The sequence below is a fragment of the Catellatospora chokoriensis genome, assembly GCF_011297315.1.
In the GTDB taxonomy this organism is placed as follows: Bacteria; Actinomycetota; Actinomycetes; order Mycobacteriales; family Micromonosporaceae; genus Catellatospora; species Catellatospora citrea.
The window spans coordinates 172,575-189,699 of sequence record NZ_JAAOTI010000007.1 but is presented as its reverse complement, the minus strand read 5'-3'; the positions used below and the strand labels follow the sequence as shown (position 1 = coordinate 189,699).

The 17,125-nt window shown below is 71.8% G+C and carries 16 protein-coding genes and 1 tRNA gene; 9 read left to right on the top strand and 8 right to left on the bottom strand.

Annotation, left to right across the window (positions count from 1 at the left end; genetic code table 11):
* Window positions 1-218: 218 nt before the first annotated feature.
* Window positions 219-737 carry a winged helix-turn-helix transcriptional regulator gene (locus HAV39_RS13190; RefSeq protein WP_239120320.1) on the bottom strand — a complete coding sequence of 173 codons (519 nt, stop codon included), beginning with the start codon at window positions 735-737 and terminating at the stop codon, window positions 219-221.
* Between the two features lie 129 nt (window positions 738-866).
* Here HAV39_RS13190 and HAV39_RS13185 point away from each other — a divergent pair, with 129 nt between their 5' ends.
* Entirely contained in the window at window positions 867-2,051 is a 1,185-nt protein-coding gene (locus HAV39_RS13185; protein WP_191839483.1) for a thiolase family protein, read from the top strand.
* Between the two features lie 66 nt (window positions 2,052-2,117).
* On the opposite strand, the gene pstS is transcribed toward HAV39_RS13185, so the two are convergent.
* The 4 genes from pstS to HAV39_RS13165 form a co-directional block, all read right to left on the bottom strand.
* On the bottom strand, window positions 2,118-3,170 hold the full coding sequence (gene pstS / locus HAV39_RS13180) for a phosphate ABC transporter substrate-binding protein PstS (protein WP_191839482.1): 1,053 nt from the start codon (window positions 3,168-3,170) through the stop codon (window positions 2,118-2,120).
* 258 nt (window positions 3,171-3,428) lie between these two features.
* Window positions 3,429-4,538 carry a hypothetical protein gene (locus HAV39_RS13175; protein WP_191839481.1) on the bottom strand — a complete coding sequence of 370 codons (1,110 nt, stop codon included), beginning with the start codon at window positions 4,536-4,538 and terminating at the stop codon, window positions 3,429-3,431.
* Window positions 4,535-6,388 carry a hypothetical protein gene (locus HAV39_RS13170; RefSeq protein ID WP_191839480.1) on the bottom strand — a complete coding sequence of 618 codons (1,854 nt, stop codon included), beginning with the start codon at window positions 6,386-6,388 and terminating at the stop codon, window positions 4,535-4,537. Before HAV39_RS13170 ends, HAV39_RS13175 begins: the two co-directional genes overlap by 4 nt.
* Window positions 6,373-7,116, bottom strand: a complete 744-nt coding sequence (locus tag HAV39_RS13165; RefSeq protein WP_373311638.1) for an ABC transporter ATP-binding protein — start codon at window positions 7,114-7,116, stop codon at window positions 6,373-6,375. The genes HAV39_RS13170 and HAV39_RS13165 overlap by 16 nt, the downstream gene beginning before the upstream one ends.
* Here HAV39_RS13165 and HAV39_RS13160 point away from each other — a divergent pair.
* From HAV39_RS13160 to HAV39_RS13145, 4 genes are all read left to right on the top strand, one after another.
* On the top strand, window positions 7,106-8,323 hold the full coding sequence (locus tag HAV39_RS13160; RefSeq protein ID WP_191839578.1) for a hypothetical protein: 1,218 nt from the start codon (window positions 7,106-7,108) through the stop codon (window positions 8,321-8,323). The genes HAV39_RS13165 and HAV39_RS13160 overlap by 11 nt on opposite strands.
* A 247-nt stretch (window positions 8,324-8,570) precedes the next feature.
* Window positions 8,571-8,698, top strand: a tRNA-OTHER gene (locus HAV39_RS13155).
* Window positions 8,699-8,747: 49 nt separating this feature from the next.
* Window positions 8,748-10,907, top strand: a complete 2,160-nt coding sequence (locus tag HAV39_RS13150) for a TerD family protein (protein WP_191839478.1) — start codon at window positions 8,748-8,750, stop codon at window positions 10,905-10,907.
* A gap of 94 nt (window positions 10,908-11,001) precedes the next feature.
* Window positions 11,002-11,859, top strand: a complete 858-nt coding sequence (locus HAV39_RS13145) for an oxidoreductase (protein ID WP_191839477.1) — start codon at window positions 11,002-11,004, stop codon at window positions 11,857-11,859.
* 109 nt (window positions 11,860-11,968) lie between these two features.
* Here the strand turns inward: HAV39_RS13145 and modA are convergent, their stop codons facing one another.
* A complete protein-coding gene (modA, locus tag HAV39_RS13140) occupies window positions 11,969-12,766 on the bottom strand; it encodes a molybdate ABC transporter substrate-binding protein (protein ID WP_191839476.1) in 798 nt (265 codons plus the stop codon).
* Window positions 12,767-12,954: 188 nt separating this feature from the next.
* On the opposite strand from modA, the gene HAV39_RS13135 reads away from it, so the two are divergent.
* The gene (locus tag HAV39_RS13135) at window positions 12,955-14,001 is read left to right on the top strand and encodes a class I SAM-dependent methyltransferase (protein ID WP_239120322.1); all 1,047 of its coding nucleotides are present in this window, start codon (window positions 12,955-12,957) and stop codon (window positions 13,999-14,001) included.
* 83 nt (window positions 14,002-14,084) lie between these two features.
* Here the strand turns inward: HAV39_RS13135 and HAV39_RS43260 are convergent, their stop codons facing one another.
* Together HAV39_RS43260 and HAV39_RS13130 are read right to left on the bottom strand one after the other, a co-directional pair.
* Entirely contained in the window at window positions 14,085-14,219 is a 135-nt protein-coding gene (locus HAV39_RS43260) for a hypothetical protein (protein ID WP_275413909.1), read from the bottom strand.
* A complete protein-coding gene (locus tag HAV39_RS13130; protein ID WP_191839475.1) occupies window positions 14,219-14,464 on the bottom strand; it encodes a hypothetical protein in 246 nt (81 codons plus the stop codon). The genes HAV39_RS43260 and HAV39_RS13130 overlap by 1 nt, the downstream gene beginning before the upstream one ends.
* 69 nt (window positions 14,465-14,533) lie before the next feature.
* On the opposite strand from HAV39_RS13130, the gene HAV39_RS13125 reads away from it, so the two are divergent.
* The 3 genes from HAV39_RS13125 (at window position 14,534) to HAV39_RS13115 (ending at window position 17,020) form a co-directional block, all read left to right on the top strand.
* The gene (locus HAV39_RS13125) at window positions 14,534-15,166 is read left to right on the top strand and encodes a TetR/AcrR family transcriptional regulator C-terminal domain-containing protein (protein ID WP_191839474.1); all 633 of its coding nucleotides are present in this window, start codon (window positions 14,534-14,536) and stop codon (window positions 15,164-15,166) included.
* Between the two features lie 134 nt (window positions 15,167-15,300).
* Entirely contained in the window at window positions 15,301-15,987 is a 687-nt protein-coding gene (locus tag HAV39_RS13120; RefSeq protein WP_203736117.1) for a DUF899 domain-containing protein, read from the top strand.
* A 163-nt stretch (window positions 15,988-16,150) separates the two neighbouring features.
* Window positions 16,151-17,020: an aminoglycoside phosphotransferase family protein gene (locus HAV39_RS13115; protein ID WP_203736118.1), complete on the top strand. Its 870-nt coding sequence runs from the start codon at window positions 16,151-16,153 to the stop codon at window positions 17,018-17,020.
* Window positions 17,021-17,125 lie beyond the last annotated feature (105 nt).

Sequence of the window (17,125 nt, the reverse complement as noted above, 5' to 3'; positions counted from 1 at the left end):
CTCGAGCGCCGGGGTCCGACGTCAGCGGTCTGGCTGGGCTTGCCCGGGGAGTGTCGCCACCAGCGTCGACAGGTCGCCCCGCGTCATCAAACTACCGTTGACGGCGATCCGATGCGCGGACTTCTCCGGCCGACTGCCCGCGCCGGCCCTGCCCGGCTCCGAGGTCTGATGACCTCGGCTTCGGCGCAGGTGGCTGTGGTTGACGGTGTCTCGGGCGGCTACGGCTGGGCGTCAGGAGCTCGGGCGTCATCGGCGGCGGGGGTCGCGCTGAGCGCGATGTCCTCGCCCGCCACGGCGTGCCCTCGGCAGCAGCGGGCCTGGACCGTCACAGGCGCGCCGCACTCGCGGTGGTGCGCGTGCAGCGCGGGGCCGCGTTCGCCGGTGAGGTGCCGGTCGCCCCATTGCATCAGGGCCAGCAGGACCGGGGCGAGGTCGGCGCCGGCGGGGGTGAGCACGTATTCGTGCCGGGTGCGCGAGCCGGGTGCGCGGTAGGGGCGGCGTTCGAGCAGGCCGGCGTCGACCAGGTCGCGCAGCCTGCCCGCGGCGACCTTCTCGGTCACGCCGACCCGGCTGACGAAGTCGTCGTAGCGGGTGGTGCCGTAGTGGGCCTCCCGCATGATCAGCATGCCGGAGCGGGTCCCGACGACTCCGAGGGCCAGGTCGATCGAGCAGAGGTCCGCCGTCCAGGCGTCGCGATCGGCGAGGGTGCCCGTCAAGGTCATCGTCCCGGTCTTCACCCGTTGATCGTACCCGGCTGACTTTCCCACAGGGCAGTCAGCTGTCGCTTACGCCACTCTGACTATGGTTTAGGGAAGTCAGCTTCTATCGTTGCGACTGCACCTGAACCACGACCGGAAGGGCTCACCATGCGTGACGCGGTCATCGTCGAAGCCGTCCGCACCCCCATCGGCCGGGCCAAGCCCGGCGGTGCGCTCACCGGCATGCATCCGGTCGAGCTGCTCGGCCAGACGCTGCTCACCCTGCTCGACCGGACCGGCATCGACCCGGAACTGGTCGACGACGTCATCGGCGGCTGCGTCGACCAGGTCGGCGAGCAGGCCAAGAACACGACCCGCAACGCGTGGCTCGCGGCCGGGCTGCCCGAGTCGGTGCCGGCGACGACCGTGGACCGGCAGTGCGGCTCCTCGCAGCAGGCGGTGCACTTCGCCGCCCAGGGCGTCATCAGCGGGGCGTACGACATCGCGATCGCCTGCGGTGTCGAGTCGATGAGCCGGGTGCCCATGTGGTCCAACGTGCCGCCGGGCACCGACCCGTTCGGTCCCTCGCTGCCCGCCCGGTACGACGGCGGACTCGTGCCGCAGGGCATCAGCGCCGAGCTCATCGCCGCACAGTGGTCGATCGGCCGCGCCCGGATGGACGCCTATGCCGCCGAGTCCCACCAGCGCGCCGCCGCCGCACGGGCCGGCGGCCTGTTCGCCGCGGAACTCGCCCCGATCGCCACCCCGACCGGCCTGGCCACCGCCGACGAGTCCATCCGGCCCGCCACCACGCCAGAAGTGCTGGCCGGGCTTCGTCCGGCCTTCGTCGATCCGGCCTTCAGCAGCCGGTTCCCCCAGATCGACTGGTCGGTCACCGCAGGCAACAGCAGCCCCGTCAACGACGGAGCCTCGGCCGTGCTCATCACCTCCAGCGACACCGCCGCGCGGCTCGGACTGCGGCCCAGGGCCCGGCTGCACAGCTTCGCGGTCACCGGATCGGACCCGCTGTTGATGCTCACCGGGGTCATCCCCGCCACCCGCAAGGTGCTGCAACGGGCCGGACTCGACCTGGCCGACATCGACCTGTTCGAGGTCAACGAGGCGTTTGCCGCCGTCGTCCTGGCGTGGATCGCCGAGACCGGAGCCGACCCGGCCAAGGTCAACGTCAACGGCGGCGCCATCGCCCTGGGCCACCCGCTGGGCGCCAGCGGCACCCGCCTGATGGCGACCCTGGTCAACGCCATGGAACAGCGCGGTGCCCGCTACGGGCTGCAGACCATGTGCGAGGCCGGCGGACTCGCCAACGCCACCGTGCTCGAAGCCATCGGCTGAGTCCACAGCCGGTGCGCCGGCGACCGCACCGGGACGTCCAGCCACGTTCGCCCGAAACCCGCTCCTTCAGCCCCTGATCTTGTCCAGCTGCGCCAGCGCCTGTTGCCGCAGGACCTCTGGCAGCCGGGCGAAACTCACGTCATCGGCGAGCGCCTGGCCGTCGTTGAGCAGATAGGTGAGGAACCGCTTGGCGAGCTCTGCCTTGGCGACATCGCCGTAGCTCGTACGGACCAGCAGGTAGCTCAGCGCCGTGATCGGATACGCGCCGACGCCCGGGGCGTCGAGCACGTCGTAGGTCATGTCGCCATGGACCCGGGCCGCGGCCAGTGCCGTCGTCGCGGCCTCGATCGTCGGCTCGACGAACCGGCCGTCCCGGTTGCGCACCGCGGCCGTGGCGAGCCCCGCCTGCGTGGCGTCACGCAGGTCCAGGTAGCCGATGGACCCGGCACGGTGCTGGATCAGCCCGGCGACGCCGGTGTTGCGCTCACCCGCCTGCGTGCCGGCCGGCCAGTCGATGCTGTCGCCGCTGCCCAGCCTCCAGGACGGCGCCGCCGCGACGAGGTACCTGGTGAAGTTGTCGGTGGTGCCGGAGCCGTCGGCACGGCGTACGACCGTGATCTCCAGATCCGGTAGCGGCACCCCCGGGTTGTCGGCCACGATCCTCGGATCGCGCCAGTGTCTGATGTCGCGCTGGAAGATCCTGGCGATCGTGTCCGGCCTCAGCCGTAGTCCGTCCACCCCGGCAAGCGTGTAGGCGATCGTGACCGGCGCCGCGACCGTCGGCAGGCGCACGAACGTGCCCGGCGTGATGGCGTCGGTGTCGGTCACGGCGCTGTCCGTGCCGGCGAAGTCCGTCAGGCGCTGCGCGAACTCCTTCTTGCCGGCAGCCGAGCCGATGGCGTCGTAACTGACGGTGGCCTCCGGTGCGACCTCCTTGAAAGCCGCGATCACCGCCTGGTAGTAGGCATCGGGCAGGCTGGCGCCCGAGCCCTCGAACGGGCCGGACAGCGTGTACGCGTCGGCGACGGTGGGGCTGCCGCCCGCGCGACCGCAGCCGGACAGCAGGGCCTGCGCCAGCAGGATCGCGGACACCAGCAGCGACACGACCAGACGCGACATCCGACCCCCTCACCGCGGCGTCAGGACGGGCGCTCGTGTCTCGGCTAAGCCGACACTGATCCGTCGACGCGGACGCCGAGCGTACGAGTGGCAGTCTGGCTTGAGTCACCGGCGGCTGCTGCGGTCATCATGTGTCACGTCCGTCTCGGCAGACGCACCGGCCACGGGCCGGGCAGACGTACATCCTGCTCGCACCCTCAAACTACCGCAGCGGTGACGGCGACGACGGGCTCCCGGGACTCTATGGCCGGCCGACGCTCACCCGCCCCTGCCGGACGGCTCGCGGCGCGCGCGGAGGCCGCGCACGACGGCGACGAGCGCCACCACGGCGAGCACTCCCATCGCCGTGCCGCCGAACAGCTGCGTCGTCCAGGTGTCGTAGCCGTCGGCGACCGCCTGGTCGGCCGAACCGCCCGGCACCCGCGCGGGCACCGGACCCGTCGGCCGCGAATCGAGGTCCGGCAGCAGCGTGACCCGGTCCAGCCGGATGCTGCCGTCGTCGGCCGTGAACGGTCCGTGGCAGGTGAATCCCTTGGTGTCCGCGCCGAAGTGCTCGTCACAGGCCGCGACAGCGACCGTGCCGGGCACTCCTCGATATGTCGTGTACAGCTCGCGTACGCCCGGGATCAGCAGGAACAACGCTCCCCCGGCCAGCACCAGCCCGACCACGACCTGCCCGGCGGGCAGCGCCAGGAACCCCAGCCGCCCCGGTGCGGCGGTCGCCGGGACCTCGGGCACCCGTGTCCCATCGGACGGCACCACGGCCGGCGCCCGGAGCCGGTGCTGATCGCGGACCACGAACCAGGTCACCGCGAGCAGCACCGCGTAGAACAACAGCACCGAGCAGATCACGCCCGCCAGGGAGCCCTCGCCCACCTCGCCGGCCAGGCCCGGGCGCACCAGGCCCCGCGGGTCGACCACGACGTCGACCACCGAGCCGACGGTGAACCCGTCGTGCGCCTCCAACTGCCCGGGCACCTGCCCGCCGTCCGGCCGGGCCAGCGTGTACAGCAGGTTGTCGTTGTCGCCGCCGGTCTCGGCGACCGCGACGACCGTGGCCGACACGTGCTCGCCGCGCGCCCCCAGGACCGCGTCCTGCACCGCGAACGCGGGGGTCAGCATGATGAAGAACGAGACCAGCGCGAAGACGATCACCCAGCCCGTGACCTCCTGGTAGCCCAGTCCCAGGAAGAACACGCCGACGGCCACCGCCCACACGCCGACGAACACGAACACGGCGGCGTCCGGCGGCACGACCGTCAGTGCCCCCGCGACCTCGAGCGTCATCGCGAGGGCGAACACGACCGCGGCGAAACCGAGGTCACGCAGCCGGCTGGGCCCCGGTCCCGACGTTCTGTCCGGCCTCATGCGGCCGCACCTTGCCATCTTCGGGAAAGGACCGTCCCCAGCCACAGCATGCCTACGCCGAGCAGTGCCATCGCCACCGCGACGGGCACCCGGAACGGATCGTCCAGGTGCAGCGCGAGGAACCAGAGCCGGGTGTCGCTGCCGCGCCAGATCAGATACAGCGGCACCAGCCCCTGCGGGAACAGCGGAATCCAGCACACGACCACCAGGAACGTGACGACCGCCGCGCGGCGGGGCGGCAGCTTGACCCGCGCCGCCGTGGCGCGGCCCGGGCCGGGGGTGACCGTGCCGCCGCCGGACATGCGGGCGAGCAGCTCCGGGCCGCGCTCCCCCAGCCGCCGGTATGCCTCCCGGCCCAGCCACCACGTGCACGCCGCGCCGGTGGCCAGCCCCACGGCCACCGCCGCCCAGCTCAGCAGCGGGCTGCCGGTGCGGTTGCCGAGCAGTGCGACACCTGCCGCGGGCAGCGCGGTCGCGGGCACGACCACCAGCATCGCCAGCACCTGGCCGAAGATGTTGCCCGCGTCGAGCGGATTGCCGCCGCGGCGGGCCGGCTCCGGGCCGGGCACGAGGAAGACCACCGAGGCGTACGCGATCAGCCCCGCCCCGCCGCCGAGCAGCGCCGCGAGCAGCGCCAGCGCCCACGGCCACGTCCACGCGCCGCCGCCGAGCGCGGTCCCCGCCACGGTCAGCGCGACCGCGACCGGGGCGACCTGGATCAGCCACGCCACCTGCCGCCCGCGCACGTCGGCGCGGATCCGGCCGGGGTCGACCAGGGTCAGCCACAGTGCGGTGCCGTCGAGTCCGTAGAGGTTCGCCGACGTCGCCGCGGCCATCACCACGACGATGACCCCGGCCCACGGCAGCAGCCCGGCCCAGCCGATAGCCAGCGGCCACAGGGTGTAGACGAGCCCGAACCAGATCGCGAACCACCGCAGGTGCAGCCGCATCAGATCACGCGACCAGGTGCGCAGCTCCTTGGCGGCGACGACGCCGACCGGCCCGGCCCGGTCCAGCCGGTCCAGCAGCGGCGTGCGGCCGCGACCCGGGCCGCGGTGCGCCGGCCGGGTCGTGGTGCGCCGCACCAGCAGCCGTGACCAGATCAGCGTCGCGGCGACCGGCAGCGCGACCAGCCCGGCCCCGGTGGCGGCCGCCAGCGGCCAGTCCCCGCGCGCAAGCGCGTCGAGGCAGACGACCGCCCAGCCTGACGGCAGCACCCGCAGCAGGGTCGCGAACCCGGCCGGCAGTCCCCGGTCGACGAGCCCGAACTGCACCGCGGCCCAGATCAGCACCCACGACTGGTTCAGCGTCGCATTGACCCCGGCGTTGATCAGCGCGGACAGCACCGCGCTGGGGCGGGAGCGCACCGCCAGGCCCATGACCGCCAGCATCAGCCGCGACAGCGCCACGACCAGGACCAGCTGCAGCGGCACGAGCACCAGGGCGACGATGAACGCGGCCAGGCCGAGACCGGCCGCGTACACGACCAGGGCGCTGAAGGCGACCAGGCTGATCAGCGGGCCGACGCCGATGAAGGACACCGCCAGGAACCCGAACGCGACCCGCCGTGGCGGCAGCGGGATCAGCGCGAGCTGCTCGGGCCGGATCGACTCGTCGCCGCCGCCGGTGTAGACCGGGCCGAGCAGCCAGCCGAACATCCACACCGCGAGCGCCGCCGTGAACAGGTCGCCGCGCAGCGCCGGGCCCGGCAGGTCGGCGCCGGCGAGCATGATGGTGCCGGCGGCGAGCGCGAGGCCCGCTGCCGCGCCGAGGAACAGGCCGCCGGCGCGGGCGCCGCTGGTCGAGTGCGCCAGCACCCGCAGCTTCATCAGCGTCAGGACGCCAACCACGACGGGCTCCGGGTGAGGTCGAGACCGGCGCCGACCAGGTCGACGAACCGCTGCTCCAGCGTCGATCCGGCCCGGACCTGGTCGAGCGGGCCGGCGGCGGCGATCCGGCCGCGGTGCACGACGGCGACGTGGTCGCACAGCTGCTCGACGGTGGCCATGACGTGGCTGGACAGCACGACGGTGCCGCCGCCGGCGGTGAACCGGCGCAGCATCGCCTGGATGGTCAGTGCCGACACGGGGTCGACGGCTTCGAACGGCTCGTCGAGCACCAGCAGCGACGGCCCGTGCAGCAGCGCCGCAGCGAGGCCGACCTTCTTGCGCATGCCGGTCGAGTAGTCGATGACGAGGGTGCGGTCGGCGGCGGCCAGGTCGAGGATGTCGAGCAGTTCGTCGGCGCGGGCGGCGGCGACAGGCGGGGCGAGTCCGCGCAGCCGGCCGAGGAACACCAGCAGTTCGCGGCCGGTGAGTCGTTCGGGTAGGGCCAGGCCGTCCGGTAGGACGCCGAGGCGGGTCCGGGCCGGGATCGGGTCGGCCCACACGTCGAGGCCTTCGACGCGGACCGTGCCGCTGTCGGGGCGTAGCAGGCCGACGGCCATGGACAGGGTGGTGGTCTTGCCCGCGCCGTTGGGCCCGACGAGGCCGAAGAACGCACCGGCGGGTACGCGCAGACTGAGGTCGTCGACCGCCGCCTTGTCGCCGAAGCGCTTGCCCAAATTCGTGATCTCCAACGCGGGTGTCCGCACGATTTCCCTTCCGCCACCGGTCCACGCGGACGGTATCGCCAGGCACTGCCGCCATACCGTCTCGGTCATCTGGACCTACGCTCTGTCGGGCGTGGATGGTTGGTGCCCCGCGGACCGTTCATCATCCGTTCAGGCGGGCGAGGCGCCGGGGGGCGACGCGCCGCTGTTCGCCCAACAGCCCACGATGCCTGCTGTCAGCGTGGTAAGCCGAATCGGGACGACATACCTGACCAGTCGCCCGGCGGCGGATCGACGTCACGCGTTCGGCCGCGCAGGTCCTCCTGCGCCTGACGGCGGAGGTGTCCACCGAAGGGCTCAGATGGCAGAGGGCTGCACCTACGACTGGAATCCGCTGACGACGGCGCCGCTGAACTCGCAGCTGGCCGGCGTACTGGCGGGTCTGGTGTTCGCCGGGATGATCGTCCTGATCAGCGTGCAACCCGAGCCGTCGCACCTGCCGAGCGGCGTCGAGCCGGGCCGGCGCACCGAGGCGCTGGTCCTGCTGGTCGGGTCGTTCCTGGCACTCCTGATGGCCAGTTTCCTGTTCGGTGTCGCTGCCGGCGACACCGTCTGCATCCGCGGCCGGACCATGCTGCTGTCCGCCGGCGGCCTGCTGGGACTCGGCGTGCTGAGCATGTTCGGCGGATTGTGCTGGCTCATCGACCAGTACGATCACGAATCGCGGCGCGCCACCCGGGTGACGCTGTTCGCGACGTACTTCGTCGGGTTCATCGTGATCTTCTACCTGTCGACCACGGTCGGCGGTTACGTCGACGACGTCGGCGGTGAACTCTCCGGGCAGCTGCCAGGGTGGCTCCCGACCATCATCAACTACTACTATCTGCCGATCCTCGAAGGCATCACGGCGCTGCTGCTCCTGCGGTCGCTGATGTACCAGTACGTCAGGCGCCCGCGCGCCGAGACGTCGGAGATCACGGTGCTGGCGACCGCCTACGTCTACGTTCTCGGCGTTATGGTCGCCGGCGTGATCGCCATCCAGACGACGAAGTTCGGCGCCGACAAACCGATCACCCTCGGCTACTTCACGTTCGCGACGCTCACCTCGATCGGCGCTCCGGCTGTCGCCCTCATGATGCAGCTGTTCGCCCTACCGACCGGGCGCTCCGCGCCGATCGCACCGGCCCGGCCACACGACGGCGCAGGCGGGCCGCCCTCCCCACACAGCGAGTGACCCCGGAGCGGTCCTCACACCCAGATGGCCGCCTCGCCCCTCATCGGCGGCACTGATCAGCTCGGCGATCGTCGCGCCGAAGTACGCGTGCACGGTCGTGCCGTCCAGGGCCACCCCGATCCAACCGGCCTTGCACGCGTCCGCGCCGAGCACCCGCCCTGTCACCGGCTCAGGGTCTCACGCCCGTGGCCGCGTACACCGAAACTCGATGGCCGGGTCGACTCGGCCGGTGCGATGATCTCCGCCTGGGTCGCTAGCTCAACTGGTAGAGCATTCGAATGAGTAGCGCGTCCGTTATCCGCCTGTGCGGCCATGGGGGCGCTTCCTTCTCCTTGTTGGATCGAAGGGTTCGGGGTTCGAGTCCCCGGCGACCCACTTGTGCCTGCGGGCCGCGAATGCCGTGGTCGACTGAACGGAGGACCACGTGCTCGACAAGACGATCATTCTGAAAACCCTGCGCGTGCCGGCCGCCGCCGGCCCGGCCGGCGACGGCGGTGCGGTGGCCCGGCAGCTGGACGCGGTGCTGCTCGACGTCGGGTTCTCACTGTCGCGGGACCTGATGGAACACATCGGCGCCCTCGCTCCGGCGCCGGCGCTGGACCTCGCCGCCACGGTCGTGTCGGCGGTGCGCGAACTCGTCGGCGACCACGTGCGGCACAACGCCTACTTCATCGGCTTCCCGCACGACGTGCCCGACACCGTCGAGTTCTGGACGGACCGGCTGCGGGCGGCCGTACTCACCGGCGGTGGCACGGCGACCGACGCGCAACTGCGCGACGCCGTCGCGGCGGGCACCGTCAACCTGCTCGACCTGCCCGGCTACGGCACCTACCAGCACACCTACGCCGAGCTGCTGGCCGCGCACGACGAGCTGATCGCCGCGGCCGGTGACCGGTTGACCCTGCTGCGCCTCGGCGACACTGCCGAGGTCGAGGCGACACGGCTGTACCTGGCCATGGCCGGCAGCTCCACGCCACACGGCGAGGCGGACCTCGCCGTCCTCAGCGAGCTCGCGGTCGCCTGCCTGGACGGCGTGCAGCCGGCCGAGATCCCGGTCCGGGAGAACCGTGCCGTGCTCAACGGGATCCGGCTCGTCCTCGGTCGGCCGCTGGTCGGCGTGGACACGACGACCGACGTGCTGCGCGTCGCCTGCCAGGTGTCCGGCGGGGACACCTCGCTCGCGACACCCACCCGATTTCGTGCGTTCCGGCGCCCGGAGCGGCGGATGCTGCTGGCAGCGCTGGACCGGGTCGTCGGCGCGAACCAGGACAAGCTCGGTGACGTCGCGCGCTACGCGGAACGGTGGAAGCGGCTCGGCGAACGGCTGCACCCGCACGAATACCCCCAGTGGCCGCACGCGCAGCAGGTGTTCACCGTCGCGCGTGGCGAACGGCGGGTCAGCAACCTCGCCGGCCGTGCGGAGGCCGCGATCCGCGCCGGAGCCGTCGGCCCGGCCGCGTCGGTGCTGTCGGCTGCGCCGGGTCTGCTCCTGCGCTCCGCCGACCGGCTGCTGCGGCAGGCTTCGGCGGCGGAGCGGAACGACGTGGTCGAAGCCGTCACGGGGGCGCTCGGCTCGGCGTCGGGGCGCGTGCTCCTGTCGCTGCGCGAGCACGTCGGCAACCGGCTGACGCCCGCTACCGCCCGCATGTACGCGAACCGCTCGCGGCGCGCGTGGATCGGGCCCGACGCACGTCCGCCACTGCCCGCCGAGCTGGTGGCCGAATTGTCGTCGCTGCTCGACGCCGAGATCGGCGCCCGGCTGCCGGAGCCGCGTCGGCCGCTGCTGGTGGACCCGGAGGTGCTCGACGTCGCGCTGCCGCTGTCGGGCAAGGCGTCCGAGGGCGGATTCGCGGTGCTGCCCAGGGGCTCACGGGCGTCGGTGTCCGGTGAGCTGCTGCGCTTCTTCATGTACTGGCGCCAGACACGTCAGCGCACCGACTACGACCTGTCGGTGCTGCTGCTCGACGACGAGTTCCACACCGCGGGGCAGGTGTCCTGGACGAACTACCACCACGACGGTGTGGTGCACTCCGGCGACATCACCGATGCGAGCAACGGTGCGACCGAGTTCATCGACGTGCCGCTGACGGTCGCGGGCCACTACGTGGTTCCGCAGGTCTACGTGTACGCGGGCGAGTCGTTCGACGAGGTCGCCGAGTCGATGTTCGGGTACCAGACCCGGACGCGGGAGCAGCGGGGTGCGCCGTTCGACGCGCGGACCGTGCGAGCGCGTTCGCACCTGCGCGGGCAGGGCCGGATCGCGCTGCCGATGGTGTTCGCCAGGAGCGAGCGCGGCTGGCAGGCGGTGTGGCTGCACCTGTATCTCGGCGGCATGCCGTCGTTCAACCGGGTCGAGGACAACACGTTCTCCACGGCCGCACGGGTGCGGGCGCTGGTGGAGCGTCGTCACCTCACCGTGTCCTACCTGGTGGACCTGTGGCGCGCACGGGCCGAGGTGACGGCGTGGAACGGCCGGTTGCCGGACGAGCCGGTCACGTTCCTCGGTCTCACCGCGCCCGACGGCCTGCCGGCGGGTTCGGAGGCGTACACGCCGGATCGGCTCGACGAGCTGATCCCGGAGTAGGCGACAGCCGAGGCGCTCGCTGTTGTCGCTCCGTGGTGGGCCGACGCTGCGCCGCCGAGGCAGCCCGCCGCCGGGACCGCCTAAGATCAAGATCGTGAATAGTGACAGCTGGAAACTGGGCGGCGATCTCGACGTCGCCCGTGTCGGGTACGGCGCGATGAAGCTGACCGGCTGGCCGCGGGGCGAGCGGCCCGAGCGCGAGACGGCGCTGGCGATCCTGCGGCGGGCGGTGGAGCTCGGGGTGAACCACATCGACACCTCGAACTACTACGCCCGCGACGGCGTCGCCGCCAATGAGCTGATCAAGGCGGCGCTGTACCCGTACCCGGCCGACCTGGTCCTCGTGACCAAGGTGGGCGCCCTGGTGGAGGGCCCGGACATCGCCCTGCCGCCGTCGGAGCAGACCGGCCTGACCTCCGACGGGCTGCGCCGCGGCGTGGAGGCGAACCTGCGTTCGCTCGGCGTCGACCGGATGGACGTGGTGAACCTGCGCATGGGCGACCGCGGCCACGACCGCTCGGCCATCGCGGAGCCGCTGCAGACCCTGATGGCGCTGCGGGACGAGGGGCTGATCCGCCACATCGGCATCTCGAACATCGGCCTGGCCGAGTTCGAGCTGGCCCGCACGATCGCCCCGGTCGTATGCGTGCAGAACCAGTACAACATCGCCAACCGGGACGACGATCCGCTGGTGGACGCGTGCGCGGCGGCCGGGGTGGCGTACGTGCCGTTCTTCCCTGTCGGCGGTTTCCAGCCGCTGACGGCCGAGCACCTGGCCACCGTCGCGCAGCGGCGCGGCGCGTCCGTCGCGCAGGTCGCGCTGGCCTGGCTGCTGGCCCGCTCCCCCAACATCCTGCTGATCCCGGGCACCGGCTCCCCGGCCCACCTGGCGGAGAACGTCGCCGCGGCCGATCTCGCCCTCACCGAAGACGACCTGGCGCTGCTGGGCTGATGGTCCGGTGGGCGACCGTCGACGCCGGCCGAGCCGGGTCCGCGTACAAGGTCGCCGCGGCACCCGCACCGGATGCCGCGGCGACCTCGCAGGGATCGGGCGTCGCAGGTCAGGGGGCCTGGAAGCCCGCCTCGCCGAGCACGGCCTTGCCGCGGTCGGAGGTGACGAAGGTCAGGAATGCCTGCGCGGCGGTCTTGTTCGGGGCTTGCTTGAGCAGCACGATCGGGTAGTCGTTGATCGCCTGAGCGGACTCGGGGAACTCGATGCCGTCGACGCCGGCGGCAGCGGCCTTGGCGTCGGTGCGGTACACCAGCGCCGCGTCGACCTCACCGAGCTTCACCTTCTGCAGCGCCGCCTTGACGTCCTGCTCCAGCGTCACCGGGGTGACCTTCACCCCGGCCGCGTCCAGGGCCTTCTTCGCCGCCGCGCCGCACGGGACCTGCTCGGCGCACAGCGCGACCTTCAGGTCGGGCTTGGACAGGTTCTCCAGCGTATCGATGCCCTTCGGGTTGCCCTTGGGCACCGCGATGACCAGCTGGTTCTTCACGAACACGGTCGGGTTGCCCTCGGCGTCGCCGGCGTCGACGACGGTCTTCATGGTGGCGGGGCTGGCCGCGGCGAAGACGTCCGCGGGTGCGCCCTGGGTGATCTGGGTGGCCAGCGCGGAGCTGCCGGCGAAGTTGAAGATCACCTTCGTGCCGGGGTTGGCCGCCTCGAACTCCTTGCCGAGCTTGGTGAACGACTCGGTCAGCGACGCCGCGGCGAACACGGTCACGTCACCGCTGACACCGGTGCCCGAAACGCTGGCACCCGGCTGGGCGGTCCCGTCGCCACCGCACGCGGCCGTGGTCAGTGTCGCGGCCATCAGCAGGCCTGCCAGCGCCGATCGGATCAATCTGCTGTTCATGAATCGTTCCTCCCCCTGCCCGAAGGCGCATATCGGGTTTCTCGACGACCACTCGCTCCGCGGCCTCGCCGAGCCGTAGCACGTCATCTGCTCATCCTAGCCTCGCAGTTGCGATCCATATCAGTCCGTCGGATGGTTCGTTGCGGAACCGATGGCGTTCTCAACATCGCAACTGCATGATGGAAAGCATGACCGGTTCCGGCTCCCCTTCGCCGCGGCCCACCTCGGCGCAGCAGCGTCGCTGGGACGAACTGTTGACGCTCCTGGCCGACACCGTCGAGACCGCGGGCACCGTCGTGGTCGACGGGTACTGCCACAGCGACTGGTTCGCCGACCGGCTGCACGCGACGCTGCACTCCACGGGCCGGCACGCCATCCGCCTGAGCGGGCAGTCGCCGTTGCACGACGAGGACATGTGGTTCGCCCATCGCGGCCCCGCGACCCTGGCCCTGGCCGACGGGGCGGGCTGGCGGGCGCGGCCACCGGGCGGGCGCTGGGATGTGGTGATCTGGCTGCGCACCCCCGCCGCCCACGGCCACGGCAGCGCGTACCCCGACGATGCGCAGATCGTGGTGGACCTGCACGACCCGGACTGGCCGATCGTGCGGCACATCGACCCGGCCCTGGCCGCCCACGACCGCTGGTACCTGGCGGAGACCCGGGCCTTCTTCGCCGTACGTGCCGCGACCTGGGACATCAAGTTCGGCGACGACATGCCCGCCTACGCTGCCGCCGTCGCAGCGGCGGACATCCGAGCCGGCAAAGCGGTGGCCGACATCGGCTGCGGCACCGGCCGTGCCCTGCCCGCACTGCGGGCCGCCGTCGGACCCGAGGGCACCGTCATCGGCGTCGACGTCACCGCCGAGATGCTCACCACGGCGCGGAACCTGGGCCGCGACGTCGGCGCCCACCTCGTCCTGGCCGACGCGCGGCGCCTGCCGCTGGCCGACGGCGCGCTGCACGCGGTGTTCGCCGCCGGGCTGCTCCATCACCTGCCCGACACCCGGGCCGGGCTGGCCGAACTCGCCCGCGTCACCGGCGCGGGCGGGCGGCTGGTGCTGTTCCACCCGTCCGGACGCGCGGCGTTGGCCGCCCGGCACGGCCGCACCCTGGCACCCGACGAGCCCATGGCGGAAGGGCCGCTGCGGCAGTCGACGGCCGCGGCCGGCTGGCGGCTGGACAACTATGAGGACGGACCACAGCGGTTCTTCGTCCTGGCCACCCGCCTGCCCTGACCGGGGCTCCGGTCAGGGCCGCGGCAGCAACCCTCGCGTCTGCCGAAGCACAGCGCCGTCTTCGCCCCGATCCGGCGTGCCAGTCACGGCACCACGACGAGCCTGCCGCCGCGTAGATCGGTGCGTTGCCAGGCGGTCTCGATGTCGCTCAGGGGGACCTTCACCACGTCGAAGTAGCGCGGGATGCCGCCGATCTCGTGCGGCACCGCCGCCTTCATCACAGCTCCCGGCCGAGCAACGCCGCGATCCGGCGCTGCCAGGCCCGCATGAACCGGGCAGGGCGGTCGGGCGAGTGGTTCCAGCCGCGGTTCAGCGAAGGCTGTGCGGCGGCGCCGTGGCGACGCGGGCGGCCGTGGACCGCCGTGCCCTGGTGTCCGGCCGGCTGCTCGGCATGCGCGGGCACGCCGGGAAAGCGATGTGTCGCCGAGTGCAGCAGGTCGCGGAACGAGCGCTTGTCGGTCATCTCGAAGTCCCTCTCTATCAGTGATAGAGGGAGACTAGCACTGATAGAGTGCCGAGGGGAGGTGGCGAGTTGGCGTTGGACCGACAGCGGATCGTCGCCGAGGCCGTGGCCCTGCTGGACGCCGAGGGTCTCGACGGCGTGACGACGCGCAAGCTCGCCGCGCGGCTCGGCGTGCAGTCGCCGACCCTCTACTGGCACCTGCCCAACAAGGCGGCGCTGGTCACCGCGATCGCCGATGCGATCCTCGACCAGGAGTTCGGCGACATGTCACCGCCCGAGCCAGATCAGCACTGGCAGGACTGGTTGAGCGGCCTTGCCGGGCGGCTGCGCCGAGCACTGCTCGCCCATCCGGACGGCGCTCGGGTCATCTCCGCCTCCCAGCTCTCCGTCACCATGGCAGCGATCTCCGAGCTGGCCATGAGCACCCTGGTGGCGTGCGGCGTCCCACTGCGACAGGCCCGCGTGATCGTCCTGACCGTCGAGCGCTTCACGGTCGGCCACGTCCTCGAGGAACAGGCCCCCCGCCCGGACGCGGAGGGGCTGAAGGACTTCGACATGGCCGCCTTCGCCGAGCAGCATCCGACCGTCGTGGCCGCGGTCACCGAATACTTCCAACCCGGCCGCACCGTGGACGACCTGTTCCGCGACTGCCTGGGCGTGGTCATCGCCGGCGCCGCGAGCAAAGTCGGCGCCACCTCCTGACCACTTCGCAGCGATGGATCCGCCGCGAGTGCCGTCGAAGCGCCGGCCGCCCCTGATCGGGCGCTCGCGTCCGGCCGCGGGAGATATGGTCGCCTGGTGGCCCTGCTGAGGCCGTCCGCGAGGAGATGTTGATCATGGCTGCTCTGCCACCCGTCGTCGACGACACCACCTGGCGCAAACAGCTGGACGAGCTGCGCGCCCGCGAGAAGGCAGCCACCAGGGAGCTCGACGCGATCGCCGCCCGGCGACGCCGGCTGCCCATGGTGAGGATGCCCGAGTACACCCTGGTCGGGCCCGAGGGACCGGTCCGGCTCGTCGATGTCTTCGATGGTAGAACACAGTTGATCGTCTACAACCACATGTGGGACCCCGACCCGGACGCGCAGTGGCAGTGCGGCGGCTGCACCAGCCTCACGTCGTCGTACACCCGGCTGGACTTCCTCGACAACTACGACGCACGATTCGTGATCGTCACCCAGGGACCGATCGAGGCGGCCCTCGCCTACGCCGACCGCGTCGGCAACAAGATGACCTGGTACTCGACCGCCGACAGCCCGTTCGGGGCCGACGTCGACGCACCGCCCGGGGGTGGGTTCGCGTTCAACGTCTTCCTGCGTGACGGCGACACCGTGTACCGCACCTGGCACACCAGCGGTCGCGGCGTCGAACAGCTCACGTTCACCTTCGCCCTGATCGATGCGCTGCCCTACGGGCGGCAGGAGGAATGGCAGGACTCCCCGGCAGGCTGGCCACAGCAGCCGGCCTACAGCGGCTGGCTCGACTCGCCCGACATCGCGCGGTTGTACGGTCCCGCCGAGTGACGCCCGCTGCCGACGGCCCGGGTTTCCATCAGACGAGAAGATCATTCCAGGCGTCCTCGAAACCTCGCCTGCGGGTGGATGCACAGTAATGGTTGGCATCACGCCGCCTGACCGTACTATCGTGCCCGCCGTGCCCATCCACGACGACGAGGTCAGGGCAACTGTGGAGCAGGTGCGCCGCCTGGTGGCGGCCCAGTGCCCGCAGTGGTCCGACCTTCCCGTGACGCCCCTGTCCGACGAGTTGGAGGGCACCGACCATGTTCTCTTTCGGGTAGGCGACGACCTCGTCGCCCGACTGCCCAAGATCGCCTGGGCGGTCGACCAGGCGGATTCTGATGCACGCTGGCTGCCCTTGCTGGCGCCGCGTGTGCCAGTGCGAATTCCGGTTCCGCTTCACGTGGGCGAGCCGGGCCAGGGATACCCGTGGCGGTGGACCGTGGTGCCGTGGATCGCGGGGAGCACGCCCGCCAGGCTTGGTTGCGACGACGTACTCCTGGCCCGTGACCTGGCAGCCTTCGTTCGCGCCCTGCACGAGGCGGACCCGGCAGGAGGGCCGGTCAAGGCTCCGGGTTCGCGCGGGTCCGCTCTGCGGCACGCCGATGAGGGCGTGCGCCGCGTGCTGCCCCGGCTCGCCGCGCAGGACGACGGCTTCGACGTGGCAGCGGCCGAGGCGGCCTGGGACGCCTGCCTGGCGGCTCCCGAGTGGGGCCGTGACCCCGTGTGGATCCACGGTGACCTGCAGCCGGGAAACTTGATCACCGACCGTGGCCGGCTGGCCGCGGTCATCGACTTCGGCGCACTCGGCCTCGGCGATCCGGCCCCGGACGTGACGCCAGCGCTGTGGACCTTCACGGGCACCGCCCGGGAGGCCTACCGGCAGGCGGTCGGCTACGACGACGCCACCTGGATCCGCGCCTGCGGCTGGGCCCTCGCACCATCGCTGACCGGCGTCGACTACTACCGGCATACCTTCCCGCGAATGGCCGAGCACGGCCGCCGAATGGTCCGTGCAGTGATCGCCGAACTGACCTGAGCGCCACCGCCGGCCCGGTGACTACGGAAGGTGCGCGTTCCTACTGCTGAGCGGGATCCAGACCGGTCGGTCAGCTGCTCGACCTGACGCCCGGCATTGTGGGCC